Origin of the sequence: Agrobacterium sp., assembly GCF_032092815.1 — a bacterium.
GTDB lineage: Bacteria > Pseudomonadota > Alphaproteobacteria > Rhizobiales > Rhizobiaceae > Agrobacterium.
Window position 1 is genome coordinate 113,659 of sequence record NZ_DAMDBP010000005.1, and the last position, 25,831, is coordinate 139,489.

Annotated in this window: 27 protein-coding genes; 12 read left to right on the plus strand and 15 right to left on the minus strand. The window is 54.4% G+C overall.

The genetic code is table 11. The features are described from left to right. A partial coding sequence (locus tag RT613_RS04185; RefSeq protein ID WP_313613221.1) for a transporter substrate-binding protein occupies positions 1-804 on the minus strand: 804 nt, incomplete at its 3' end. Between the two features lie 230 nt (positions 805-1,034). Beyond that, positions 1,035-1,235, minus strand: coding sequence for a DUF2735 domain-containing protein (locus tag RT613_RS04190; protein WP_313613222.1), 201 nt, complete (start codon positions 1,233-1,235; stop codon positions 1,035-1,037). A 497-nt stretch (positions 1,236-1,732) separates the two neighbouring features. Here RT613_RS04190 and RT613_RS04195 point away from each other — a divergent pair, with 497 nt between their 5' ends. The 3 genes from RT613_RS04195 (at position 1,733) to RT613_RS04205 (ending at position 7,205) form a co-directional block, all read left to right on the plus strand. Beyond that, positions 1,733-2,767 (plus strand): glutamine synthetase beta-grasp domain-containing protein, encoded by a 1,035-nt coding sequence (locus tag RT613_RS04195; protein ID WP_313613223.1) that lies wholly within the window; start codon positions 1,733-1,735, stop codon positions 2,765-2,767. A gap of 123 nt (positions 2,768-2,890) precedes the next feature. Beyond that, positions 2,891-6,286, plus strand: coding sequence for an ATP-binding protein (locus RT613_RS04200; RefSeq protein WP_313613225.1), 3,396 nt, complete (start codon positions 2,891-2,893; stop codon positions 6,284-6,286). Continuing rightward, positions 6,279-7,205 carry a response regulator transcription factor gene (locus RT613_RS04205; RefSeq protein ID WP_313613226.1) on the plus strand — a complete coding sequence of 309 codons (927 nt, stop codon included), beginning with the start codon at positions 6,279-6,281 and terminating at the stop codon, positions 7,203-7,205. Before RT613_RS04200 ends, RT613_RS04205 begins: the two co-directional genes overlap by 8 nt. A gap of 36 nt (positions 7,206-7,241) precedes the next feature. Here the strand turns inward: RT613_RS04205 and RT613_RS04210 are convergent, their stop codons facing one another. The 7 genes from RT613_RS04210 to RT613_RS04240 all read right to left on the minus strand — a co-directional run bounded on the left by RT613_RS04210 (position 7,242) and on the right by RT613_RS04240 (position 13,968). After that, positions 7,242-7,985 carry a polysaccharide deacetylase family protein gene (locus tag RT613_RS04210; protein ID WP_313613228.1) on the minus strand — a complete coding sequence of 248 codons (744 nt, stop codon included), beginning with the start codon at positions 7,983-7,985 and terminating at the stop codon, positions 7,242-7,244. Positions 7,986-8,160: 175 nt separating this feature from the next. Beyond that, entirely contained in the window at positions 8,161-9,279 is a 1,119-nt protein-coding gene (locus tag RT613_RS04215; protein WP_313613230.1) for a branched-chain amino acid ABC transporter substrate-binding protein, read from the minus strand. A 119-nt stretch (positions 9,280-9,398) separates the two neighbouring features. Next, positions 9,399-9,752: a DUF6867 family protein gene (locus tag RT613_RS04220; RefSeq protein WP_313613231.1), complete on the minus strand. Its 354-nt coding sequence runs from the start codon at positions 9,750-9,752 to the stop codon at positions 9,399-9,401. 317 nt (positions 9,753-10,069) lie between these two features. Further along, on the minus strand, positions 10,070-10,798 hold the full coding sequence (locus RT613_RS04225) for an ABC transporter ATP-binding protein (RefSeq protein ID WP_313613232.1): 729 nt from the start codon (positions 10,796-10,798) through the stop codon (positions 10,070-10,072). After that, positions 10,798-11,664 (minus strand): ABC transporter ATP-binding protein, encoded by an 867-nt coding sequence (locus RT613_RS04230; RefSeq protein ID WP_313613234.1) that lies wholly within the window; start codon positions 11,662-11,664, stop codon positions 10,798-10,800. Before RT613_RS04230 ends, RT613_RS04225 begins: the two co-directional genes overlap by 1 nt. Further along, positions 11,664-13,061, minus strand: coding sequence for a high-affinity branched-chain amino acid ABC transporter permease LivM (gene livM / locus RT613_RS04235; RefSeq protein ID WP_313613236.1), 1,398 nt, complete (start codon positions 13,059-13,061; stop codon positions 11,664-11,666). The genes RT613_RS04230 and livM overlap by 1 nt, the downstream gene beginning before the upstream one ends. Before the next feature lie 4 nt (positions 13,062-13,065). Then, positions 13,066-13,968: an ABC transporter permease subunit gene (locus tag RT613_RS04240; RefSeq protein WP_313613238.1), complete on the minus strand. Its 903-nt coding sequence runs from the start codon at positions 13,966-13,968 to the stop codon at positions 13,066-13,068. A 384-nt stretch (positions 13,969-14,352) separates the two neighbouring features. Here RT613_RS04240 and cysQ point away from each other — a divergent pair, with 384 nt between their 5' ends. Beyond that, on the plus strand, positions 14,353-15,144 hold the full coding sequence (gene cysQ / locus RT613_RS04245; protein ID WP_313613239.1) for a 3'(2'),5'-bisphosphate nucleotidase CysQ: 792 nt from the start codon (positions 14,353-14,355) through the stop codon (positions 15,142-15,144). An 82-nt stretch (positions 15,145-15,226) separates the two neighbouring features. Here the strand turns inward: cysQ and RT613_RS04250 are convergent, their stop codons facing one another. Next, entirely contained in the window at positions 15,227-15,916 is a 690-nt protein-coding gene (locus tag RT613_RS04250; RefSeq protein WP_313613241.1) for a LuxR C-terminal-related transcriptional regulator, read from the minus strand. Between the two features lie 533 nt (positions 15,917-16,449). Here RT613_RS04250 and RT613_RS04255 point away from each other — a divergent pair. The 3 genes from RT613_RS04255 (at position 16,450) to RT613_RS04265 (ending at position 17,529) form a co-directional block, all read left to right on the plus strand. Then, positions 16,450-16,725 carry a DUF1153 domain-containing protein gene (locus tag RT613_RS04255; RefSeq protein WP_027675777.1) on the plus strand — a complete coding sequence of 92 codons (276 nt, stop codon included), beginning with the start codon at positions 16,450-16,452 and terminating at the stop codon, positions 16,723-16,725. A 258-nt stretch (positions 16,726-16,983) separates the two neighbouring features. Further along, complete coding sequence (locus RT613_RS04260; RefSeq protein ID WP_313613243.1) at positions 16,984-17,265, plus strand: GNAT family N-acetyltransferase; 282 nt, start codon at positions 16,984-16,986, stop codon at positions 17,263-17,265. Positions 17,266-17,364: 99 nt separating this feature from the next. After that, positions 17,365-17,529: a hypothetical protein gene (locus RT613_RS04265; protein ID WP_313613245.1), complete on the plus strand. Its 165-nt coding sequence runs from the start codon at positions 17,365-17,367 to the stop codon at positions 17,527-17,529. A 66-nt stretch (positions 17,530-17,595) separates the two neighbouring features. On the opposite strand, the gene RT613_RS04270 is transcribed toward RT613_RS04265, so the two are convergent. Further along, the gene (locus RT613_RS04270) at positions 17,596-17,946 is read right to left on the minus strand and encodes a flagellar export protein FliJ (protein WP_250982118.1); all 351 of its coding nucleotides are present in this window, start codon (positions 17,944-17,946) and stop codon (positions 17,596-17,598) included. Between the two features lie 445 nt (positions 17,947-18,391). Here RT613_RS04270 and ctrA point away from each other — a divergent pair, with 445 nt between their 5' ends. After that, complete coding sequence (ctrA, locus tag RT613_RS04275) at positions 18,392-19,096, plus strand: response regulator transcription factor CtrA (RefSeq protein ID WP_313613247.1); 705 nt, start codon at positions 18,392-18,394, stop codon at positions 19,094-19,096. Between the two features lie 74 nt (positions 19,097-19,170). On the opposite strand, the gene RT613_RS04280 is transcribed toward ctrA, so the two are convergent. Together RT613_RS04280 and chpT are read right to left on the minus strand one after the other, a co-directional pair. Further along, positions 19,171-20,217: an alpha/beta hydrolase family protein gene (locus tag RT613_RS04280; RefSeq protein WP_313613249.1), complete on the minus strand. Its 1,047-nt coding sequence runs from the start codon at positions 20,215-20,217 to the stop codon at positions 19,171-19,173. 187 nt (positions 20,218-20,404) lie between these two features. Next, positions 20,405-21,049, minus strand: a complete 645-nt coding sequence (gene chpT, locus RT613_RS04285) for a histidine phosphotransferase ChpT (RefSeq protein WP_313613251.1) — start codon at positions 21,047-21,049, stop codon at positions 20,405-20,407. Between the two features lie 158 nt (positions 21,050-21,207). Here chpT and RT613_RS04290 point away from each other — a divergent pair, with 158 nt between their 5' ends. Further along, positions 21,208-21,801: a DUF1134 domain-containing protein gene (locus RT613_RS04290; protein ID WP_313613253.1), complete on the plus strand. Its 594-nt coding sequence runs from the start codon at positions 21,208-21,210 to the stop codon at positions 21,799-21,801. Positions 21,802-22,014: 213 nt separating this feature from the next. Continuing rightward, the gene (locus RT613_RS04295) at positions 22,015-23,169 is read left to right on the plus strand and encodes a hypothetical protein (protein WP_313613254.1); all 1,155 of its coding nucleotides are present in this window, start codon (positions 22,015-22,017) and stop codon (positions 23,167-23,169) included. A gap of 19 nt (positions 23,170-23,188) precedes the next feature. Here RT613_RS04295 and RT613_RS04300 read toward each other — a convergent pair whose 3' ends face one another. Together RT613_RS04300 and RT613_RS04305 are read right to left on the minus strand one after the other, a co-directional pair. Then, positions 23,189-24,055, minus strand: coding sequence for an RNA methyltransferase (locus RT613_RS04300; RefSeq protein WP_313613255.1), 867 nt, complete (start codon positions 24,053-24,055; stop codon positions 23,189-23,191). Beyond that, positions 24,045-24,437, minus strand: a complete 393-nt coding sequence (locus tag RT613_RS04305) for a hypothetical protein (protein WP_313613256.1) — start codon at positions 24,435-24,437, stop codon at positions 24,045-24,047. The genes RT613_RS04300 and RT613_RS04305 overlap by 11 nt, the downstream gene beginning before the upstream one ends. Positions 24,438-24,474: 37 nt before the next feature. Between RT613_RS04305 and RT613_RS04310 the strand changes: the two genes are divergently transcribed. Together RT613_RS04310 and RT613_RS04315 are read left to right on the plus strand one after the other, a co-directional pair. Beyond that, positions 24,475-25,509, plus strand: a complete 1,035-nt coding sequence (locus RT613_RS04310) for an RluA family pseudouridine synthase (protein WP_313613258.1) — start codon at positions 24,475-24,477, stop codon at positions 25,507-25,509. Between the two features lie 190 nt (positions 25,510-25,699). Beyond that, positions 25,700-25,831: sigma-70 factor domain-containing protein (locus RT613_RS04315; protein WP_313613320.1), on the plus strand; the 132-nt coding region annotated here is incomplete at its 3' end.

Here is a 25,831-nt window from a genome sequence, read left to right on the forward strand (position 1 = left end):
AGCCAGTTCTTCTTCACCAACCGAGAAGGCAACAACCGGAATGTCCTCAGCCTTGATGCCCTGGTTTGCCAGTTCCTTGTAGAACGGAACGTTGGCGTCACCATTGATGGTGGAAACAACGGCGGTTTTCTTGCCGGCCGAGCCGAACTTCTTGATGTCGGAAACAATGGTCTGCCAGTCGGAATGACCAAATGGCGTGTAGTTGACCATGATGTCTTCAGACTTCACGCCCTTGGACTCGAGATAGGCCTTGAGGATCTTGTTGGTGGTCTGCGGATAGACATAGTCCGTGCCGGCCAGAACCCAGCGCTCGACACCTTCGGTACTGGCGAGGTAATCAACAGCTGGAATGGCCTGCTGGTTTGGAGCAGCACCGGTGTAGAAGATGTTGCGGGAGGATTCTTCGCCCTCATACTGCACTGGGTAAAACAGGATGGAATTCAGCTCTTCGAATACCGGCAGAACGGATTTGCGCGAAGACGATGTCCAGCAACCAAACACGGCCGAGACTTTATCCTGCGAAATCAGCTGACGTGCCTTTTCAGCAAACAGCGGCCAATCGGAAGCCGGATCGACGACAACGGCCTCAAGCTGCTTGCCGAGAACGCCGCCCTTTTTGTTCTGCTCATCGATGAGCATAAGCATGGCATCCTTCAGGGTCGTTTCGGAGATCGCCATGGTGCCGGAAAGTGAGTGAAGAACGCCAACTTTGATGGTGTCTTCTGCAGCGAACGCGCCGTGGAAGGCCGTCGTGGACAAGATCGCGCCAAGCAACGCACCTGTTAACTTTGTTCTGAAAGTCATCTGATCGAACCCCTCTTTATGGTTTGCCTTAAAAGGCACCAGCAGCCTTGTGACTGCCGCCGTGGGGAACTATCAAACGCACATCCGCAAAACCGTATACGTCAATTGACGTATGCACGGTGGCGAAACAGGAAGGCCGGAAAAACAGCCGTCGTGAAACCCGTGAAGGGCGCAGAGGAATATTCGCGGATCAGGCCGCCTCTCGCGGCCAGACAATCAGTGCCGAATGATCAGTTTTGCGGCTTGGTATCCGTAGATGTTTCGATGATGGCTTCCTGATGATACCAGCTATCGAAATCAACCTGCGGCAAAGGCGCTGCAAAAGTGTCTGCCGTTGCAGATGCATCCTTGCGGAAACGGTTGTAGCCCGCACGCCCACCAACGGGAAACTGATATATTCTGGCACTTTCCATTTGCGGTTCATTTCTCATGATATTCTCTCTTCGTTAAAACACCTCAGCATCTTGCTTCACTCTAATATAGCGTATCCGGATTGAAATTTCACCTTATCGATTAAAAAAAAATCAAAAAGACTAAAAATTAGGCAGGGAATCTTTCCAAGACGTAAAAGATCAGTCTTTATGCAGCTAACGACCTAAAATCGGTCATTCATGGCGCAAAAAGCGCCTTGCCGGGCCAAATCCGGCCCGCAATTTGAAGATTAACGCTCTTCTCTTTATAAAAACTTCATATTTGCAGGGAATTACCGATTTTCCTCTTCTCGCAAACGGACAGCGCCAAGGCTGGTTCCCGATCACTAAAATCCATCGCACCGAAAGAAAAACACACGACCTTTCGAGGTGAAACTCAAACTGGCACGGCACGTGCTTGTATATGGGCAGCCCTTGAAAGCGAAAGCGGTTTCCTGGCGACCTTAACCGGTCAGGGATTATCAAGGCTTCGCATTATTACCTATGAGAGGTTCGCAATGACTAAGTTCAAACTCGAGTACATCTGGCTCGATGGTTACAAGCCGGTAGCAAACCTGCGTGGCAAGACGCAGATCAAGGAATTCGATGAATTCCCGACACTCGAGCAGCTTCCGCTTTGGGGCTTTGACGGCTCCTCCACCCAGCAGGCCGAAGGCCATAGCTCGGATTGCGTCCTGAAGCCTGTTGCCATTTACCCTGACCCAGCCCGTACCAACGGCGCGCTCGTCATGTGCGAAGTCATGATGCCGGATGGCGTAACGCCACACGCATCCAACAGCCGCGCAACCATTCTCGACGACGAAGATGCATGGTTCGGTTTCGAGCAGGAATACTTCTTCTACGAAGACGGCCGTCCACTCGGCTTCCCTGAGCAGGGCTACCCAGCTCCACAGGGCCCATACTACACAGGCGTTGGCTACAAGAACGTTGGTTCGATCGCCCGCGAAATCGTTGAAGAGCACCTCGACCTCTGCCTCGAAGCAGGCATCAACCACGAAGGTATCAACGCCGAAGTGGCCAAGGGTCAGTGGGAATTCCAGGTATTCGGCAAGGGCTCCAAGAAGGCCGCTGACCAGATCTGGATCGCTCGCTACCTGCTTCTCCGTCTGTGCGAAAAGTACGGCATCGACGTAGAATTCCATTGCAAGCCGCTCGGTGACACCGACTGGAACGGTTCGGGCATGCACTGCAACTTCTCCACCAAGTTCATGCGCGAAGTTGGCGGCAAGGAATACTTCGAAGCCCTCATGGCTGCTTTCTCCAAGAACTGGAAAGAGCACATCGACGTATACGGCCCGGACAACCACCTGCGTCTGACCGGCAAGCACGAAACTGCTCCGTGGAACAAGTTCTCCTACGGTATTGCTGACCGTGGCGCATCGATCCGCGTTCCGCACTCCTTCGTCAACAACGGTTACCGTGGTTACCTCGAAGACCGTCGTCCAAACTCGCAGGGTTGCCCATACCAGATCGCTTCGATCGTTCTGAAGACGATCGCAGAAGTCCCGACTGCAAAGTCGGCTGCTGCCTAATTTAGAAATGATGGCGTCGTTCGATCCGGACGACGCCATTTTTGTGTCTGCCTATGCAGCCCTACTGCCTGACAAAGGTCAGTAAAACTCTGACAACCGTTTCGGAGGCTATGGAAATCCGGCATGGCCGCACGACAACGTATTATTCCAGTCAGGCGTGAATATAACCGCTGGGTCGCAAACCAGACGCTGGAAGATTATGCGCTGCGCTTTACTGCCAAAAGCGCCCGCCAGTTTTCATCAAACCGTATTTCCCACACCGCAATCGGCGCCATTTCCTTCCTGGCCCTGGAAGCCATCGGCGGTGCAATTACCCTTTCCTACGGCACAACAAACGCCTTTTTTGCCACCATCGCCGCTGCCGTGGCCATGCTGGCGGTGGGTCTGCCGATCAGCCGTTATGCCATCCGCCATGGCGTTGATATCGACCTTCTGACCCGTGGCGCGAGTTTTGGTTACATCGGCTCGACCATCACCTCGCTGATCTATGCTGCCTTCACCTTCATGCTGTTTGCCATTGAGGCATCCATCATGTCCGGCGCTCTGGAGTTGGCACTCGGTATCCCGCTATGGATCGGCTACATCATCTCGTCGGTCATGGTCATTCCGCTGGTCACCCATGGCGTGCGACTGATCAGTAAATTCCAGATCCTCACCCAGCCGTTCTGGATCATTCTCAACATATTGCCGTTCATCTTCATCGCGTTTCTCGACTGGGGAAAATTCGACCTTTGGCTGGCATTTTCGGGTATCCATCACCAGTCTGCGCCACTGGGTGAATTTGCGACCTTCAACCTGGTGGAGTTTGGTGCGGCGTCTGCCGTAATCCTGGCTCTAATGTCCCAGATCGGCGAGCAGGTGGATTTTTTGCGCTTTCTGCCCGCCGAGGGCCAGCGCAAGTTCCGACACCGTATTGCGGTGTTTCTGGCGGGTGCCGGCTGGGTTGTCGTGGGCGTGCCAAAACTTTTGGCCGGGTCGTTCCTTGTCGTTTTGACCCTGTCATCCGGAGTACCGGTCGATAAAGCCGCCGACCCCGCGCAAATGTACCTGACAGCCTTCGGATACATGATCCCCAATCAAAACGCCGCCATGCTGCTTATGGTGGCCTTTGTGGTGGTGTCGCAGCTCAAGATCAACGTCATGAATGCCTATGCCGGATCACTGGCATGGTCGAACTTCTTCTCCCGCCTCACCCACAGCCACCCCGGCCGTGTCGTCTGGCTGGTGTTCAACGTAGCCATTGCCCTGCTTTTGATGGAGCTCGGGATCTACAGGCTGCTAGAAGAAACACTTGGCATATTTTCGATCATTGCCATGGCATGGCTCTGCACCATCTCTGCCGATCTCTTCGTCAACAAGCCGCTCGGCCTTGCGCCTCCCGGCATAGAATTCAAGCGTGCCCACCTCTATGACATCAACCCGGTCGGCGTCGGCAGCATGGTGCTGTCTGCCACCATCGCACTGACAGCACATTTCGGCCTGTTTGGCTCCATTGCCGCTTCGCTTGCCCCCTATATCACGCTGCTGGTGGCCTTTACCGCATCACCGCTTATTGCCTGGGGTACAAAAGGCAAGTTCTATCTGGCCAGAAAACCGCGCCAGAAATGGCATGAAAAAAGCAGCATCACCTGCTCGATCTGCGAACACCCTTTCGAACCGGAAGACATGGCGTGGTGCCCGGCCTATGCCGCACCGATCTGTTCGCTCTGCTGTTCGCTGGACAGCCGTTGCCATGACATGTGCAAACCAAAGGCCAAGCTCAATTATCAGGTGGCGGCGGTTGCCAAATCCTTCTTGCCCAACGAGCTTGTTGCCAAACTTGCCACACGCCTTGGCCGTTACGGCATGGCGGCCGCCCTGGCCATTGCCGCCCTTGGCGGCATTCTCGCGCTGATTGCCCATCAGGTTGCAACGGCCTCACCGGAAACGGCCGATGTGGTCAATCGCACCATCCTCATCGTGTTTTTTGTGTTTGCAGTGATTGCCGGCATCGTCTGCTGGTTTCTGGTGCTTGCCCATGACAGCCGCGTTGTCGCCGAGGAAGAATCCTCGCGCCAGAACACGCTGCTGCTCAAGGAAATTGCCGCACACCGCAAGACAGACGCTGCCCTTCAGACAGCCAAGGAAACCGCCGAAGCCGCCAACCGCGCCAAAAGCCGCTACGTCGTTGGTCTCAGCCATGAGCTGCGCACGCCACTCAATGCCGTGCTCGGTTACGCCCAGATCCTGGAGCGCGATGACACCATTCCCGCTCCGCGCCAGTCGGCCATCAAGGTCATCAAACGCTCGGCAGACCACCTGTCTGGCCTGATTGATGGTCTGCTTGATATTTCCAAGATCGAGGCGGGCCGCCTGCAGGTCTATTCCAATGAAATCAACATTCAGGACTTTCTTGACCAGATCGTCGACATGTTCCGCCCGCAGGCGCAGGCCAAGGGCCTGACCTTCCACCACGTCAGGGCACCGTCCCTGCCGCAATATGTCCGCAACGACGAAAAGCGCCTGCGCCAAATCCTCGTCAATCTGTTGTCCAATGCCATCAAGTTCACCGACGCGGGCAGCGTGACATTCGATGTTGCCTATCGCAGCCAGGTTGCGACCTTTACCGTGACAGATACGGGCCGTGGCATTCCGCCAAAGGATTTGGCCCGCATTTACGAACCTTTCCAGCGTGGCGAGGCGGACAGCATCAAACCCATGCCAGGGCTGGGTCTCGGGCTAACGATTACCCAACTGCTGACCAACACCCTGGGCGGTGAAATTTCCGTCAGCAGTGAAAAGGACGTCGGCTCGACATTCAAGGTTCGGCTCATGCTGTCGGCCATTCACCGGCCAAGCACGGCACCGGCTGCAGAAAAAAAGATCGTGTCCTATGCCGGTCCGCGCCGCACCATCATGGTGGTGGATGACAATGAGGACCACCGCGACCTGATGCAGGAGGTGCTGTCGCCGCTTGATTTCGTGGTGCTGACAGCCCAGAGCGGACCGGACTGTCTAACCCTGATTGAAGGTGTCAAACCGGATGCATTCCTTGTCGATATTTCCATGCCAGGCATGAATGGTTGGCAGCTGGTTTCCAAACTGCGCGATGCGGGACAGACCGCGCCCATCATCATGCTGTCCGCCAACATAGGCGATACCGCCATCATCGGCGCTGGCACAGACGGGCACAATGATGCCATTGCCAAACCGGTCGACATTCGCCAGCTTTGTGACCGCCTCGCCGTTCATCTCGGCCTGAACTGGGTTTACGAAAGTGATGCCCGACTGGCGGCCACCTCGCCTGCACCTGCGGCACCGTTAAAAGCGCCAGCCTCCATGCATCTGCAGGACTTGTTACGGCTTGGCGAGATCGGTTACATACGCGGCATTGAGGCAAAACTGGACGATCTTGGTCGCCACGCCGAAAACAAGCCGTTTACGGAAGAAGCCCGCAATTTTGTACGTGCCTTCGATCTGGCAGGATACGCGGACTTCATCAGGGGATTTGAGGACAAGAGGACGGGCACGGATGACTGAGCCGATGAACCCGCGCGATATCGTGCTTCTGGTGGACGACAGCCCGGAGGCCCTGGGCTTTCTGACCGAGGCGCTGGAACAGTCCGGCTTTTCAGTGCTGATCGCCACCTCTGGCCAGGCAGCGCTCAATATCGTGGAGCGTATTACCCCTGATCTGATCTTGCTGGATGCCATCATGCCATCGATGGATGGATTTGAAACCTGCCGCCGCCTCAAGGCCAATGCCTCCGTGGCACAGGTGCCAGTGATTTTCATGACCGGCCTGACAGAAACCGAACATGTGGTGCACGCTCTGGGTTCTGGCGGCGTCGACTATCTGACCAAGCCGATCAACATCGATGAACTGCGTGCCCGCATCAGGGTTCACCTGTCCAATGCCCGCTCGGCACAAAGTGCACGTGTGGCGCTGGATGCGGCCGGTCGTCATCTGCTGGCGGTGCGTGGAAACGGTGCCATCCACTGGTCCACACCGCAGGCCACGCGGTTGATCAATGCTGCAACCGGTAGCGACGCCGGGCTGGAGATCGTATCAGCCGAAATTGCCACCTGGCTCGGCTCGCCCGATCGTGCGCAACATATGCGAGACGCCGTGTTGAGCATCGCCAATAATGGTCAGGCCATTTTGCAACTGACCTTCCTTGGAGCCATGGGGGCGGATGAATATCTGTTCCGCCTGATGGCCACCAATGACAAACCGGCCGACGCCATGCTTCGCCAGCATTTTGGCCTTACAGTCAGAGAATCCGAAGTGCTGCTATGGATCGCCAAGGGTAAGTCCAACCGCGATATCGGGGATATTCTCGGCCTCTCCGCCCGCACAGTGAACAAACATCTGGAGCAGATCTACGTAAAACTGGGCGTAGAGAACCGCGCCTCCGCTGCCGTCAAAGCCACTCAAGTCATCCATAACAACGGCTAAGACCCGACCCGCAACAGGTAAAAGGTACCTGTTGCCTCAACGAGGACGCGCTATGTGCGCCTGATACTGCTGGCCGGCCAGTAACTGCGAAACGGTCACAAATTCGAAGCCACGTTTGCGCAACCCATCGATGATCTTGGGCACGGCTGCTCGGCTCGCCTCGCCGCTGCGATACATCACATGCAGCAGAATGATCGAACCATTTTGGGCGCGCTCAATGGCGTGATTGGCGAGGGCATCTGCATTATTGGCAAGCTCCGGATAACTTTCCGGTTCGATATCCCAGGTAATTGTTTTGCGATTATTCTGCGAGAGATACCACGGCAGGGTCACCAACTTCTTGCCATAGGGAGGACGAAAATAAATGTCGCCCTGATATCCCGCTGAGCGGATAGCGGCATCCGTGCGCTCAATTTCATCTGCAACGGTTGCAGGCGCCGTCAGCAGCATACGGGAATGCGAATAGGAATGGTTGCCCACTTGATGACCAGCCGCAACAATGGCGCGCGCCTGTTCCAGGTTTTCTTCCGTTTCCCTTCCTGTCACGAAAAACGTTGCCTTCACATCATGCTCTTTCAACATGGTGAGCACGTCGCCGGTAAAGCGTGCGGTCGGACCATCATCAAATGTCAGGGCAATGACAGGCTCGTTTGTGTCAATGCGTGCAATGATCTCGCCAAAAAGCTGCTTGGTGCGGGAGTTGCTGAGGACATAAAGTCCGTAGAGAACTCCGCCTACAGCAAGCAGGCCTATGCAGACGAGCAAAATCCGTCGCGCCACCACCGAACCTCTCCCAAAAGCTGCCTTGTGCGCATTCATCGCAACAACCATGTCCCCTTTGTGGCAGAGGCGAACTCATGGTGCACCCTTTGGGGTTCCTCCCAACATTGTAGGACCTGTTAACATCAAAAAGCCCGGCATCGCTGCCGGGCTTCGTGAAATGATATGCAGAAACTTACATGCCCTGCTGGAAGTAACTGAAATTGCCGTCCGGGCCCTTCTTCCACTCGTACATAACGTAACCAGGAAGCTTCGGATCGCCCTTCTCGTCGAAGGAGATATCGCCAAGCGCAGTCTTGAACGTCCCCTTCTTCATTTCTGCAGCGACAGCTTCAGCGTCGGTCGAACCCGCAGCCTTGGCAGCTTCAGCAATAGTCTGGAGCGCAGCGTAAGAGTAGAGGGTGTAAGCTTCTGGGTTGAAGCCAGCAGCCTTGAACTTCTCTACCAGTTCCTTGTTTTCCGGACGCAGGGTCGGATCAGGACCAAACGTGTTCAGCGTGCCTTCAACAGCATCGCCAGCAATCGACGCCAGTTCGTTGGAAACGATACCGTCACCCGAAATGAGCGTTGCCTTCAGACCCTGGTCAGCAGCCTGACGGATGATGAGGCCAGCTTCTGTGTGCAGACCGCCCCAATAGATGATCGAAACGCCAGCTTCCTTCATCTTTGCGATCAGTGCGGAGAAGTCCTTGTCGCCGACGTTGACGCCTTCGTACAGCGCTTCAGTCACACCGGCAGCGTTTGCAGCCTTCTTGGTTTCGTCCGCAAGACCCTGACCGTATGGGGTCTTGTCGTGAATGATAGCAATCTTTGCATCCTTGAAATTGTCAGCAAGGTACTTGCCGGCAATACCACCCTGCTGGTCGTCACGACCACAGGTACGGAATGTGTTCCACAAGCCACGTTCGGTGAATACCGGGTTCGTTGCGGCAGGCGTTACTTCGAGAATGCCGTTTTCAGCGTACACTTCGGAAGCCGGGATCGAAACGCCCGAGTTAAAGTGGCCAACAACGAACTTCACACCGTCAGCAACGAACTTGTTGGCGACGGAGATGCCCTGCTTGGGGTCAGACACGTCATCGCCCAGGACAATCTTGATCTGTTCGCCGTTGATACCGCCAGCAGCATTGATGTCTGCTGCAGCCTGCTCGGCACCCTTCTGGAGCTGTGCACCGAACGCCGCGTTCGGGCCAGTCAGCGGACCGCCAACGCCGATAAGAATATCAGCCCAGGCAGAGCCGCTGAACGCGACCATTGCGGTCAGCGCCACTGCGGAAAGAAGAGACTTCTTCATTATGTTACTCCCAGTTCCTTTTGGATGGGTATTGTTTGTAACCTATCCAGCCCCATCATCACTGGACAGGAAAGCTGTTCCACCTTTACGAGTAATCTGAGGTCAGAAACCCTGCCCTGTCAATGTTTGTTCTTCCAGGAAAAAGCAGAACTTTTCTCGTATAGCCAATAGTAGTTATTGACCATTTGGTTCGTTCTGCGCGTACGGAAACCGGCAAAGGAAAAAATCAGCAACAACACCACATCAATCGTGTAGTACAGGCCGTTCAGCATCGGGCCGTTAAACAGCGCGTGATGCAAGAAGCGCATGGCAAAGCCCAGAAGCAACGTGTAGATGACGACGCGGGGCCATTCACCCCAGCCATCCGCTACCGATTTTCCAGTGCGCCATGCTGTCCAGAACCCCAGAAGCAGAACCAAGGCCCGCAAGACATAACGAGGCACGGTATCTGTTTCGAAAAAAAGTCCCTGCATTTCATTTTCCCCTTTGGTGCGGTCGCCTCAACGACAGACGCTCCGTTATTTTTGTTTTGAACGAGTGCCTCTCAGCCCCGGCATTCCCTTCCCCGCCTCCATAAACCCGTTGCCGGGCCTAAGGCCAAAAGGCGGAAAAGACTTCTCTGATGGACGATGTATCCCGACGAGAAACATCATCCTGACTTGAGACACACCGAGAAGTCATTGCCCCCGAATATGCCTCAATTCCTGCACTGGACCTACGACTACATCGCAGCTCCAATTCTTGTTTCATCCATCACCGCACCACCTGCCAAAGGGACACGCAGCAATGTTTAGTGGCGACCACCTTCAAGGTAAGCTGCGCGCACCTCAGGATCGGCCAGAAGCTCCTTGCCGGAACCGCTCATCGTCACCTTGCCGTTCACCATCACATAGGCGCGATCGGACAGCTTGAGTGCGGCAAAAGCGTTCTGCTCCACCAGGAACACAGTCAGACCTTCTTCCCGGTTCAGTTTCTTGATCGCCTCGAAAATACGCTTGACGATCAGCGGCGCAAGACCAAGCGATGGTTCATCCAGCAACAGCAGCTTCGGGCGGGCCATCAGCGCGCGGCCGATCGACAGCATCTGCTGCTCGCCACCTGACAGCGTGCCACCACGCTGGTTCTGGCGCTCCTTCAGTCGCGGGAACATCACGAAGATCTTCTCCACGTCTTCCTTGAAATATTTGAGGTTATCCAGCCCCGCACCCATTTGAAGGTTTTCCATAACCGTCATGCGCGGGAAGATGCGGCGACCTTCCGGAGACTGCGCAATACGCTTGCGGGCGATCAGATGCGTTGGAACGCGGGTAATGTCTTCACCATCAAAGATCACCGAACCGGAACGGGCCTGCGGGCTACCGCAAATGGTCATCATCAGCGTGGATTTTCCAGCGCCATTGGCACCGATAAGGCTGACGATCTCGCCCTTGTTCACCTCGATATCAACACCGGCAAGTGCGCGGATGTTGCCATAATAGGTTTCGACGTTCTGGACTTTAAGAAGGGATTCACCGGACATCAGACCGCTCCCCCGTCAAGTTCTTCAGCAATAACTTCTTCCACTTCATCGTCCTCGACACCGAGGTAGGCGGCGATGACCTTGGGGTCGTTCTTCACATGGTCCGGCGTGCCATCGGAAATCTTCTGGCCATATTCCAGCACCACCACGTGATCGGAAATTTCCATCACCACCGACATGTCGTGCTCGATCAGCAACAGCGATGTTCCCTCATCGCGAATACCGCGCAGCAGCGCATTCAGCGCAAGAGATTCCTTCGGGTTGAGACCGGCGGCAGGTTCGTCCAGGCACAAAAGTTCCGGGCCAGTGCACATCGCACGGGCAATTTCCAGACGACGCTGTGCGCCATAGGAAAGGTCGCCAGCCGGATCGTCTGCACGATCAATCAGATCGGCTTTTTCCAGCCAGTATTTGGCCTTTTCGATGGCACCCGCTGCAGCATTTTTGTAGGCGGGAAATCCAAGCAAGCCGAGGATGGTGTAGCCTGAGGCCTTCATCAGCACATTGTGCTGCGCCACCAGCAGATTTTCAAGAACCGTCAGACCCGAGAAAAGCCGGATGTTCTGGAAGGTTCTGGCAACCTTGGCCTTTTTGGTGATTTCAAAATCCGGCAATCGTTCCAGAAGGTGCTGCTGCCCGTCTTTCCCGTTCATGGTGATCATGCCCATCGTCGGCTTGTAAAAACCGGTGATGCAGTTGAACACCGTGGTCTTGCCAGCGCCGTTCGGCCCGATCAACGCGGTGATCTCACCGCGCTTGGCTTCGAAGGAGAAGTCGTTGATGGCCATGAGGCCGCCGAACTTCATCGAGAGATGTTCGACTTTGAGGATCGTTTCGTTTTTCATCAAACTTGTTCCGGATGCCATCAGCCGTGACCTTCCTTCGTAAAGCTGCCGGAGACAGCCTTGCGTTCTTTCAAGAAGGCCGTCGGTTCGCGTGACCCCACAAAGCCGCGCGGTTTGAACAGCATCACGATGATCATGGCGAGGCCGAACAGCAGCATACGGTAGAGTTCCGGCGTGAAGTCATTGCCGAAGAAATGCTTGAGGAATTCCATTTCGCGCAGTGCTTCGGTACCACCCACCATCACGACAGCCGCGATGGCAATGCCGGTGAGTGATCCCATGCCACCGAGAACCACGATGGCGAGAATAACCGCCGATTCCAGGAACACAAAGGATTCAGGCGATACGAAACCCTGACGAGCCGCAAAGAACGAACCGGCAAATCCACCAAACATCGCACCTGTTGCAAAGGCGGTCAGCTTGGTTGCAACCGTATCGATACCCAGCGAACGGCAGGCGATCTCGTCCTCACGCAGTGCTTCCCATGCACGGCCGATCGGCATGCGACGCAGGCGGATCGTGACGTATGCCGTCAAAAGGCAGAGCGCCAGAATGACGTAGAACAGGAAGATCTTGTAATAAGAAGACGACATCGACAAGCCAAAAGCCTTGGCGAAATTGTTTGGCGTACCGAGATCAAAAGACCAGATACCGAAGACCGACGCCTTGGCGATGCCGGAGATACCAAAGGTACCCTTGGTTACATCTGTCCAGTTTATCAAAACCAGACGAATGATTTCACCGAAGGCAAGCGTCACGATCGCCAGATAGTCACCCCGAAGGCGAAGTACTGGAAAACCGAGGATGACGCCCCAAAATGCAGCCAGAATGCCGGACATTGGCAAAAGCAGCCAGAAGGAAAAACCGAAATAGCTGGACAGCAGCGCGTAGGAATAGGCACCCACGGCATAGAATGCCACGTAACCGAGGTCGAGCAGACCAGCCAGACCGACAACGATGTTAAGCCCCCAAGCCAACATCACGTAGATCAGGATCTGGACGCCAAAATTGTCCACGAACTTGATCGAACCTTGAAAGCCAAACAGCATGACGATCACTGGTGGATAAAGCAGCAGGGCAACCAGTGCGATCTTGAGGAAATATTTCTGGAAGTCACTTTTCTCTTCGGAGACGTCCGGAACCCCGGTCCGAGCCTTTTTCAGCTTGCGGGCATCCAGCGATGGCTTGATGAAACCGACAACCAGAAAGCGCCCAACAGCAGCAACGGCAACAAAAATCGCCAGAAGATCCCAGCGTGTTTCCCACACCAGCGCATTGTTGATGTCCTGGAAGGTACGAATACCGACAAACAGCAGGAACATGCCGAACGAAATCAAGCCCGCGTAGAGGCCTTCCTTCAACGCCACGACCGTGAGGTCAGGGTTGGAGGATTTTGTTTCAGGAGCAGTATTTGCCATGATTTTACACCTTCTCGACTTCGGGACGTCCGAGGATGCCCGTAGGCTTGAAGATCAGCACGAATGCAAGAATGGCGAAGGCCGCAACATCCTTGTAGGCAATCGAGAAATAGGCCGACCACAGGCTTTCGATGAGGCCGATCAGCAATCCACCAAGCACAGCGCCTGGAAGAGAACCAATGCCGCCCAGAACCGCAGCCGTAAATGCCTTGACGCCTGGAATGAAGCCATCATTGAACGACGCAACACCATAATACATCAGGTACATGGTACCGGCGACGGCAGCGAGGGCAGCACCCATCACGAAGGTGATGGAAATGGTGCGGTCAACATCGACGCCCAGAAGGGCAGCCATCTTGCGATCCTGCTCGGTTGCGCGCTGCGCACGGCCAAGCGGTGTCTTGTTGACGATGTACCAGAAGGCAAACAGCAGAACCGAGGTCACGACCACGATGATCAACTGCTTCAGCGAAATGGTGATTGCGCCGAAGTGATAAACATCAGTGACCAGCGACGGGATCGGCTTGTTGCGCGGACCCTGCGTGACCTGAATGAAGTTCGACAGCACGATGGACATGCCGATTGCAGTGATCAGCGGCGCAAGGCGGAACGAACCGCGCAACGGCCGGTAGGCCACACGCTCGATTGTCCAGTTCCACAACCCGGTCATCAGCATGGCAACAACCATCATCACCAGCAGCAGCAGCGCCACCGGGATACCGGCAAAAAACGATGTCAGTATGAGAAAGACGATCAGGGCTGCGAAGCCACCCAGCATGAAAATATCGCCATGGGCGAAGTTGATCATGCCGATAATGCCGTAAACCATCGTATAGCCAATTGCGATCAGGCCATAGATAGAACCAAGAGTCAGCCCGTTTATGAGCTGCTGGATAAAATACTCCATATTTTCCCCCGGATGTATTCTCTTATGGAATGCATCTCTTTTATTTCGTTCCACCGATCCTGTAAGACAGATCCGTATGAAATGCATAACCGGTTCGAAAGAAATGTGAAGCCCAAAAGGAAAAATTCAGGCAAATATTTAGTGTTTTCGTGTGCGCTGCCACATTTCGGATCAAAAAGACCATGATTTCGGCAAAGGGTGAGCAAAAACCGCTCATTTTGCAGCGCAGTATTTCATTACCACTTCAAAAAAATCGCAACAGCGAACACAGCATTTCCGGAAATGGTTTAATGCTGTGTTTAACAATGATATATAGGATAAATACTTGATATCCATGAAATATATCTACGAAAACACAGGGAGCCGCAGGGCACATCATCGAAAATGCTGGACCATCTGACACAAGCAGCCTTTGCAGCAGGCCGGGAAATAATGGCCATCCACACGGCTGGGCCGCATGTCCTTTACAAGAATGACTGCTCCCCCGTTACGGAAGCCGATCAACGCGCTGAAGACGTCATTCTGGCAGCCCTTGAGCAGGCGTTTCCAACCATTCCGGTCATAGCAGAAGAAGCGGTATCATCCGGCATCCTGCCCGAAATATCCGGCGGGGATTATTTTCTTGTCGATCCGCTGGACGGTACCAAGGAATTCATTGCCGGAAACGACGATTTCACCGTCAACATTGCCCTGATTCGCAATGGTGAACCTGTGACCGGTGTTGTGCTGGCTCCTCTGCTCAGAACGCTCTGGACCGGCCACAACGGAACGGCTGAGAAACTTGTTCTGGATGAGGACTTCAATGTCACCTCCCGCGAGGCAATCCAGACCCGCATATGTCCTGACGCGATGATGGCGCTGATCAGCCGCTCGCACAGCACGCCGGAAACAACAGCCTTTGTGACGCAGCATGGCATCCGCAATTTCAACTCTGTCGGCTCATCGTTGAAGTTCTGTCTTATCGCCGAAGGGCAGGCAGATGTTTATCCGCGTTTCAGCCGCACCATGTTGTGGGATACGGCGGCCGGGGACGCCATCTTGCGCGCCGCTGGCGGCATCACCGTCACGCCTCGCGGTACTCCCCTCATTTATATGCCAAAGGTCTGCTCGGAAGAGGGCCTCGCAAATGGCCATTTCATAGCCTGGGGCACGCCGGCTATGGCCGCAAACACCTGATCGTCGGATCCAACTGAACGGGCAGGAAACCGCTATGGTCGCCTGCCCTGTCGTCAAATACGCACCATATTTTCAATCCGCTCTATAGCAGACGGTATCGATAGGCCCTTGCCACCGCCTGCATGCGATTGACCGCTTCCAGCTTGCGCATGGCGCTTTTCAGGTAACTGATCACCGTATGGCTGGAAATGGACAGAATGATCGCGATCTCTTCACTGCTTTTTCCTGCCGCCGACCAGCGTAAACACTCGATTTCACGTGCCGTCAGTTTGTCACGCGGCCCCTGCGGCAACAAAGTTTCACCCGATGCTCTGTCCAGTATCTGAACAGCCTCATAATATAGAGAGGCCATTGCCGCCTCCTCAAGGACTTCGCGCCCGCTGCTGACCGCCAGCACATAAATATTCATATGTGCATCATGCAGCGAGCAGGCCAGGACATTTTCATAACCGAACCGGGCAAACTCACCGCCAAGATCGGCCAGGTCACGCCCGTTTTCATCTTGCCAAAAACAGGCGCCGGAAAGCGCGACGGGAACCACCTGGCGTTTCAGCACTGATATCAACTGACTGCTGCGAAATGCGTCGCTGATGGAATAGGCATTCACCAGCGCGGTTGGCCAATTGCTGTGGATGATATTGTCACGAAATCCTGATTTGTCGGCACGCGGAAACCCGGCCAGCACATAGCGATCAAAACCGTATCGTCGGCACAGATCGGCAAGATCGGCATCCAGCCCGTTGGAAAAGTCATCATCACCTTTGTCTGTCATCACGGCCCCGGTCAAAACCCGCCCTCCGGCAGAAACAGACAACTAATCTCAATTCGCCCTGTATCGACGTTCGAAACGCAGCCCCTCACGTTTCTTCTCCCTTTGTTAAAAAGCGCCTGAAATTCACGACTGAAAAATGCTGTCGAATTATGCATGCAATGATCTGTTGGAAAGTACACGGAATCGCTGTGCGACCGACCATACTGCACGCGTGAGAATAAAAACATTAAAATATTCGAATATATTACAATTACAGCAATCGCGGCAAACAACAACAGGGAAATACTTCAATCACAGGGCGCAGCTTTGCCGTAAACGAGCTGCATAATCAGCTTGTCTTTTTTTATGTGAGACAAAAGACAGAAAAAAATATGCAGAAAGAGCTTTCATTCGCGCTGGTTTGAAGCGTTTTCGTCACAAGTCAGGCGAAATAGTTCAAATTGTTAACAAATCCTCTCAATCGGCTTAGTTCTTTTTTAAAGTTAGCGCGCTAGTTTGACCCTATATGGTCTTGAGTTTGTATAGAGTGTCCAATGACCGAAATGATACGTCCACGAGTTAAATATGTCATCGGCCCAGATGGCAGCCCGCTTACAATTGCGGATCTTCCTCCGGCAGATACCCGTCGTTGGGTAATCCGTCGAAAGGCAGAAGTTGTTGCAGCGGTCCGGGGTGGGCTTTTGAGCCTGGAAGAAGCCTGTGAGCGCTACACGCTGACGGTTGAAGAGTTTCTGTCTTGGCAGTCATCCATTTCCGATCACGGCCTTGCAGGCCTGCGCACCACGCGCATCCAGCAGTACCGTCACTAGTTAGTCCTGTTGCGGCATAGCCGCATCAAGGCCATTAAAGACTGCGCCACGGCATGTTTCAAAACATGCACCGTGGCGTGTCTGTTTCCGGAGCTGCGACAGCAGCAGTCAAATGATGCACGACCCAACATCGCTTGACGCCGGACAAGGCGCAAATTGTAACATCACTGTTCACGATCCTGGGCCAACTTTTACCGTCTGCACCAGACCGCGCATGGTATAGCTTTTCCCATCACTCAACCAGGTCGAGGGAAAACGATGCAGATCCAAAGCAGCGAAACAGGTTCAAAAGGTCTCTATACTGCGACGCTTGATGGCCATACGGCAGAAATGACCTATTCACGCGCCTCTGAAAAACTGATCATTCTTGATCACACAGGTGTGCCGGATCAATTGCGCGGCAAGGGCGTCGGCCAGGCGCTGGCTGCTCATGCCATCGATGAAGCCCGAAAAGGTGGCTGGAAGATCATGCCGCTTTGCCCATTCTTCAAGGCGCAAGTGCTACGTCACCCAGAATGGCACAAAGTTATATCAGGTTAACAAACGTCCACAGCCTGTAAAACTCAAATTCGTTTTGGTCAGGACAATAAACATCACGCCAGTTGGCGGCTGAATGTTAACGAAGCCAGCAAGCCGTTAATGGCTGCTTTCATCCTCGATGATGATTTCGGGGCTGATATTTGCCTCAATCAGGCGCCTCAAAATGGCCGATCGACGAAAACGAATCACTTACATCGCCAAAATGACGAAAATTCAGATAAAAATGTGTTCAGGCACGCGCCGCTTGCTGCAGCGCCTGCCTGAAAATGGTCATCAGTACACGCTTTGCTGGAAAACGCCTTTAACGTTTTTCCCGCAAATCTCTTAGGCTCAAGCCCGGGCCCGCATGGCGCCATCACGGCTCTCAAGCGCAGCAGCCTTTTCATAATCAGCAACTACTTCCTCGAGCGATGCTTCTGCCGCCTCCTGCTGAGCCCTCAGTTCCCGAATGGAAACCTGAAGATTATCAGCACGTTGGCGAGCAGCCTTGGCGAATGTCGGATAGGCAAAATGTGTCGGGTCCGTAATACCAGACTTGGATTCTTCAAGGCTGATCTGGTGAACCAGTTCTTTTGCCATACGGTCGAACTCCGCCATCATGAGTTGCAACTGCTGCAACTGGCGGCGTTTTTCGTTGACCTGAAATTCCTTCAGGCGAATTAGGCTGTCACGCGACTTCATACGCAATACTCCGTGGATGTCGAAACCCCGGTTCAAGACAATTTTAACCCGTTGATGCCGGTTTGAGCCGAAATCGTTCAAAAAAATAACGAGACGTTAATAAAAAAACGTCCGCGTTAACCTTTCGTTTACGGGCATCATTAATGATAAGGGCGATCATTTAAGGGTCGGTAAATGCCATGTCCAAAAAATTTGGACGCGACAATGTACGAGTCGGTTGAATCACTTAGCAGGATATCCTCATGTTAAGATTCAATATTGGCGATGATGGATTCATATGGAAAATCAGTGGCGTGCCATTTATATTTAACAAACTCGATACACCTTGCCATAGGCGATTAGAATTTGTTAACCATTTGGTGGCAGCCTGCAAATCAGGCAACGTCTGGATCCGTATCGCGCAAGGCACTGATTTACCTTCCGGCGGGCGGCAAAGGGGATAATTATGCGGGTTCTACTCATCGAAGACGACAGCGCGACAGCTCAGAGCATCGAGCTCATGCTGAAGTCTGAAAGTTTTAATGTCTACACTACCGATCTGGGCGAAGAAGGCGTGGATCTGGGCAAGTTGTACGATTACGACATCATTCTTCTCGACCTCAATCTGCCGGACATGTCCGGTTATGAAGTTTTGAGAACTCTTCGCCTGTCCAAGGTAAAGACACCAATCCTTATTCTCTCCGGCATGGCCGGTATTGAAGACAAGGTTCGTGGCCTGGGCTTCGGCGCTGATGACTACATGACGAAGCCATTCCACAAGGATGAGCTTGTTGCCCGTATTCATGCCATCGTGCGTCGTTCCAAGGGCCATGCCCAGTCGATCATCGCCACCGGCGAACTGATTGTGAACCTGGATGCCAAGACTGTTGAAGTCGGCGGCCAGCGCGTTCACCTCACAGGCAAGGAATACCAGATGCTGGAGCTGCTTTCGCTCCGCAAGGGTACAACCCTTACCAAGGAAATGTTCCTCAACCACCTCTATGGCGGCATGGACGAACCTGAACTCAAGATCATTGACGTTTTCATCTGCAAACTTCGCAAGAAGCTGGCAAATGCTGCAGGCGGCGCAAACTACATCGAAACGGTGTGGGGTCGCGGTTACGTTCTGCGCGAGCCGGATGGCAACACCGAATATCTCGAAACTGCCTGATACCGCATTCCCCAATGCAAAAAGCCCGCCTTCCCAGCGGGCTTTTTTGTTTCAAGACATAACACGCAAATGCATCAGTTCAGCTTTTCACCCAGAAACTCGATGATTTCGCTGGCGATCTGCTGATGAATGTCCGCTCGGGCACGCCCGCCACCATCGCGGCAGACGAACCCTTCTCCTGGGCTTTCCTCTTCGATGATCTGATCGGCACCAGGTTTACACACCTGCACAAAGCTGAAATGTGTGGCATCACCAATCTCACGATAGGTGGTTGTGATCTGCGGCAGATGCTGGCGCAGATATTCTGAATCGCTTTTGATGGCGACAATCTCTTTCGTTTCATGCCCCGCCGCATAAACGAGCACCGGAATATCTACCGCACCAAGGCTTTGCGACGTGAAGCCTGACGCAGGCCCAAGATCAAGCGAGATGGCTGCCCTGATGCGCTCATCCTTCAGATACTCTGAAAGCTTTGGGTCTGCCTTGCCCTGCCCAACAATGCCAATTTTGGCCATCAGTGGCAGATCCGTGCATTGCGCCGGTTGCGCGGCGCCTTCGCAATCCTTTAAGGCACGTTCAGCGTCATAACGCCCACCAGCCAACTCAATGGCCGTCCAGCCGCCGAGCGAGTGGCCAATCACCGCAATCCTGGCCGGATCGATCTTACCTGCCAGCCCATTATTGTCGAGCACAACCGTCAGCGTGCGGCTTATGTCGCGTGGACGCTCCCAAATTCGTTTGGACTCCACCGCGTCCATATTGGCAAAAGTCGTGCCGGGATGGTCCGGTGCGGCCACCACATACCCATTTTGGACCAGCACACCGGCAAGCCAGTTGAGGTTGCGCCAGCTGCCGCCATAACCATGCGACAGCACCACAAGTGGATGTTTGTCACCTGTTGTCATCGCATCGCGTTGCACATCAAGACCAAAAAACACTGGATTTTCGCCGACGGCTTCTGTTTTTCCTGATGCTTCGGTCGGGTACCACAGGGAAATCGTCAGGGCCCTGTCACTATTCGTGCCTGGCTGCTGGATCTGTTTGAAACCGACAGCGCTGTCAGCCAACGCAACCTGCCCTGAAAGACCCAGAAGAACCATGGCCAATGGAAAATAACGCATTTCTTTCTCCACACGTTGAATTGCATCATAGGTGTGGCGCGGCTTTTTATGTCAGGCGACCTGAAACAGGTTTTGGGAGACCTCAATCGTGTTCAAGGTCTTTGCATGAGTGGAGCGGGTCATCGGCATAAACAAAAAGGGCATCCACACGGGATGCCCTTTTGATTTGAATATGGCTGTTAAAGGATCAGCCCTTCATGGTCGCCACGAAAACGATGCGATCATCATGCACGGTGTAGTTCAGTTCCATGTCGGCTTCCTGCGCCAACAGAAGGGTGTAATAGGGCTGCACGGAATGCGCGTCGATCGCTTCTTCGAAGGTGCCCTTGCAGAACTCGGCAAACTTTGCCGGCACACGCAACATGCGGCCCTTTACGGTGATTTCGAAACGCGCGTCGGTTTCCGGATTTTCCAGCACCACGTCGAGATTACCACCACGGGGAATGGCACCATAAGCAACGAGGAACAGGTTCAGCAGCAGCTTGACGCGGTTCTTCGCCACGATGGCACGTGGGCCAGCCCAGCTCACTTCAACCTTCTTGTCGGCGCCTGCGAAATCCTTTGCAGCCTTTTCACCCTCGCCCGTATCGATGGACGCACCGGCAGAACCAGATGCACCAAAAGCCAGGCGGGCAAATTTCAGACGGACGGATGCGTTGAGTGCCGATGTGCGGATCAGGTCAAGCGCGTCTTCGTCCGCGCCGCCTTCATCCAGCAGCTCAAGGCCATTGTTGATCGCGCCCACCGGCGAGATAACGTCGTGGCATACGCGGCTGCAAAGCAACGCCGCAAGATCAGCTCCCGAGAGCGTCAGGTTCGGGTTAATGGTCATAAATGTCTCCTGCGCCGTCGGCTCTTCGGTCATGCGTTATTTCAAGAATTCTATGCCGTCATAATGACACCATATTTGGTAAACCGATTATTAAGACCATGCTTCCAAAATGGTCAGATGTCATGATACGGCAAGTAAAACGAAACAGACGGACGGAAATGACGATGAGCCTCCACCATATTCGCACTTTTGCGCACCTGGGACTGATCAGGATTTTCATGGTCGTTGCAGGAATGATTCTGCCAGCACAGGCCATGGCGCAAAGCAGTGACCAATACACGATGCAGGAAATCGTAGATGCAGGCCACGGCTTTTTCGGCTCCACCACTGGCGGTCTTGCCAAGGTTGTCGAGCAGGCATTCCAGCGCTACGGCCTGCCAAACGGCTATATTCTGGGCCAGGAAGGCTCTGGCGCATTCGTCGCTGGCCTGACCTATGGCGAAGGGCAGCTTTACACCAAGAACGCAGGTCAGCACCCGGTATTCTGGCAGGGCCCATCGCTTGGTCTTGATTACGGTGGCCAGGGCACACGCACCATGATGCTGGTTTACAACCTCGCATCCGTGGATGGCCTTTACCGCCGTTTCGGTGGCGTCAGCGGTTCGGCATTTGTGATTGCCGGCGTTGGCATGACCGTTTTGAAGAACAATGATGTGACAATTGCACCGATTCGCACCGGCATCGGCGCACGCCTCGGCATCAATGTCGGCTATCTCAAGCTGACCCAGCAGCCAACATGGAACCCTTTCTGACCTTTTGCGCAATAAAAATGCCCGGACAGAAAACAATTTCATTCCATCGCCATTCCGCAAGATTCGTATCTGGAACGGCCAGCGCAAGCTCCGCATGCAAAACATGCGTGAGCTTTTGCGTTATTGTGGCCAGCAACGTCGTTGCGGTATAGCGTGTTTTAGTGTGGAGATCCCGGCGTGATCGAGTTTGCGATATTATTTGGATTGGGTTTTTTGAGTGCAGCACTGGCCGCAGCCCTCATTGCACCGGCCATTCATCGCCGCATCGTCGCCTATACTGAAAAACGCTTGCGTGCCACCATGCCGATCAGCCCCCAGGAAGTGCGGGCGCAAAAAGACATGGCACGTGCCCTGTACGCAGCGGAAAATGCCAGAACCCGACAGGAACTTGAAAACGAGCGCGCGAAATCGGTGCAGATTTCCGTGCGCAACAACAGCCTTGCCGACGACGCCAGCAAGATCCTGACCGAAAATCGCGAGCTTCGCCAGCATATCGATGACATGTCTGTCGAAACAGGTGATCTGCGCTCCAAATTGCGCAAGCAGGAAGACGCGGCTGAAAAACTAAAAGCCAAACTGCAGCAAACGGAAGCCAACAATCAGGCCAAGGCTGCTGAACTGGCTGATCTGACAAAACGCGCCAACCGCATCACCAGCGAACTCGATGAATTGAAGATCAACCTGTCGGCCCGCGAGCTTGAAGTGGAACAGGCCCGTCAGCGCAACGAATCCTGGCGCAAGGAAAAAGACACCATCACCCGTGACCTGAACAGCAGCAACGATAAAAGCCGCGATATGGCCAACCAGCTCACCCGTGACAGCCGCAAGATCCACCGTCTGGAGGAACAGCTGGCGCAGGAAGCGGCCCGCAATGCCGACAATGAAAATCTGATCGAGCGCCGCAACCAGGAAATTGCCCGCCTCAAGGAACGGCTGGCAAACTCCAACGCCCAGTCCGGCGAAATGGTCATCCGACTTCCAAACCCTGCTGTCGCCAACAAGAATGCCACTGCACAGACTGCAGAGGTGCCGGTTGCAACCGCCAAGCCACCAATTATCGACATTGCCGGTGCGACATCCGCCACAACCGCTGACAAGCCTTCCATGGACGCAGAAATCGAGGACATTCGCAATCAGGGCACGGCCCTGACGGAGCGTCTCCTCAACATCAAGAATACCAGCAACGACGAAGCCATCCGGCAGGAAATTGCCACCATTGCGGCACGCATGATCGCACTGACGGCAAGGCTTGAAGGTGACACGTCACCAATACCGGAAATTCTGGCCCGCGACACTGCACAGCCGGATGCAACACGCCAGAGCCTTGCCAAACGAGCGGGTGGTCTTCTTTCGCAACAGCCGAATTGATGGAATAGGACTGGGTCGCCTATAGCCGACCCAGCGCTGCTGCCATCTGGTAAAGGGCAAGGCCGGATGACGTGCCGGCATTGAGGCTATCAAGCCGTGGCGACTGCGAAATACGCGCGGTGCGAAAACGCGAAAGCACCTCAGGCGGCAAGCCCTCCCCTTCCGTTCCAATCACCAGTGCCATCCGTTCCGAGACCGGAATATTGCGGATTTCGGTTTCCCCTGCCGGTGAAAGCGCCCAGATGGTAAACCCTTCGGCCGCCAGTTTTTCCAGCAGCGAAACCGCCTTTCCTTCGCGGGTGTAAGGAACGGCGAGAACCGAACCGACAGAGACGCGCAGCGCCTTGCGGTAAAGTGGATCACAACAGGTTTCGTCGAGCAGCACCGCATCAGCATAAAAGGCTGCAGCATTGCGGAACATGCCGCCAATATTGTCATGGTTGGAAATGCCGCAACCCACCACCACCAGCGACGATGTTGGTAATCCGGCAATAAGACTGTCGAGTCCCTGCCCCGGCTCATCAGTGCTGAGACGGCGACCAAGTGCAAGAATGCCGCGATGCAGGTGAAAGCCGGCAATTGCGTCAAGAACCGCCGCTTCGGCGATGTAGATGGGAACAGAGACAGGGAATTCGCGCAGTATATCGGAAACGCCATCCAGGCGGTTCTTCAACACCAACACGCATTCCGCTTCAAAAGCGCCGCCCTCGCGGTGTGCTGCAGCAAGCATGCGCAACACAACAGTGCCTTCTGCAATAAAGCGCCCCTGCCGTCCGGTCAGATCACGTTCCTTGATATTGCAGAACGGTTCTATGCGCGGATCATCGGCAGAGACGATCTCTATGACAGAGCGGCCAGCCAAGGGCGATGACGCCTCATTGAGCATCGACAGTCACATCAGCGACGAAACGGCCGGCTGCGATATCGAAAACCAGCGCCTTGCGGGTGCCGTTGGCAAGTCTGCCGGTAAACAGCAACTGACCGGCGGCAAGTGATGTGTTTTCAATCACGAAACCCTGTGGCAGGCTGGCGGTTGCGGAAATCGGCCCCTCAGACGGCACTGCGCCATTGACGCTGGCAACTGCAGCCTGCGTTGGCTCCTTGGACGGCCCCATAGCCTTGTAGACAACAGCACCGAACACCGCCATAAGGCTGATGAACATCACGGCCCCTGAAACGATCTGCAAGCGTATCATCTTGCGGCGAACGCTTTCCATGGCCGGGTCGAGCGGCTTGTCTTCCTGTTCTTCTGGCTCGATCTGCGTCATCTGTGGTCCTGTAATTGCTATTTGATCGGAAAACTGAATGAACGACCCCTTTAAACAAGGCGAAGACGCAAGAAAAGTCCTGATTGCCGAAGAAGATGCCGAAGGCCGCCTGGATTCGTGGCTGACGACCGCTGTAGAGGGTGATTTTTCACGCAACCGGCTCAAGTCGCTGATTGAACAGGGCGCCGTCACCGTCAACGGTGTGGCGATCACCGAACCGAAAAAGAAAATCCGCCCCGGCGACCGGGTGGAAATAATCTTGCCGGAACCGGAAGATCCAGAACCGCAAGGGGAGGATATCCCTCTCGACGTTCTCTACGAAGATGAAGATCTGATCGTGTTGGTCAAACCGGCAGGTCTTGTCGTGCATCCAGGCGCCGGCAACTGGACAGGCACGCTGGTCAATGCGCTGATCCATCATTGCGGCGACAGCCTCTCCGGTATTGGCGGCGTCAAGCGTCCCGGCATCGTGCACCGCCTTGACAAGGAAACCAGCGGCGTCATGGTTGTGGCCAAAAATGACAATGCCCACCGCCATCTTGCAGCCCAGTTCGCAGACCATGGCCGCACCGGCCCGCTGGAACGCGCCTATAAGGCCATTGTCTGGGGTCGCCCGAAACAGCTTCGTGGCACCATTGATGCAGCACTTGGCCGATCCGGCAATGATCGCACCAAACGCGCCGTCAAGCGTGAGGAGGCCGAAGACGCCCGCGAAGCCATCACCCATTATGATGTGGTAGAACGCTACCGCGAGAAGCCGGACGCGTCCTGCCTCGCGTCCATGGTGGAATGCCAGTTGGAAACCGGGCGTACACACCAGATCCGCGTGCACATGGCCCATATCGGCAATCCGCTGATCGGCGATCCGGAATATGGTGCAGCATTCCGCACCAAGGCGAATCTGTTGGATGAAAAGGCACGCCTGGTTGTCAGTCGTTTCCCGCGCCAGGCTCTGCACGCCTATCTCCTGTGTTTTGAACATCCACGCACCGGTGAGGTGATGGAGTTTGAAACCGATATGCCCGAAGACATGGAAGAATTGGCACAAGCCCTGCGCGAAACAGCCGACTAGACCGGGAAACCGGTCTTTTGGCCAGAAAAAGATGCGTAACGGGTTCGTGATGCAACCGTATTCTTGAAACAGCGTTCACTGGTACATATCTGTACCAGGAAAATGTGCGTGATACATAGTATGCGCACGGAACGACCTGCCTGAAAAAGCAATGATTGGGGGGTCGTAGTTAAAGGATAGGGGGTGCTTTATGGCCCGCAATAGTTTGCCTTCGATTACAGCCGGCGAAGCTGGTCTCAATCGTTATCTCGACGAAATTCGCAAGTTCCCGATGCTGGAGCCGCAGGAAGAGTACATGCTCGGCAAACGTTATGCCGAACAT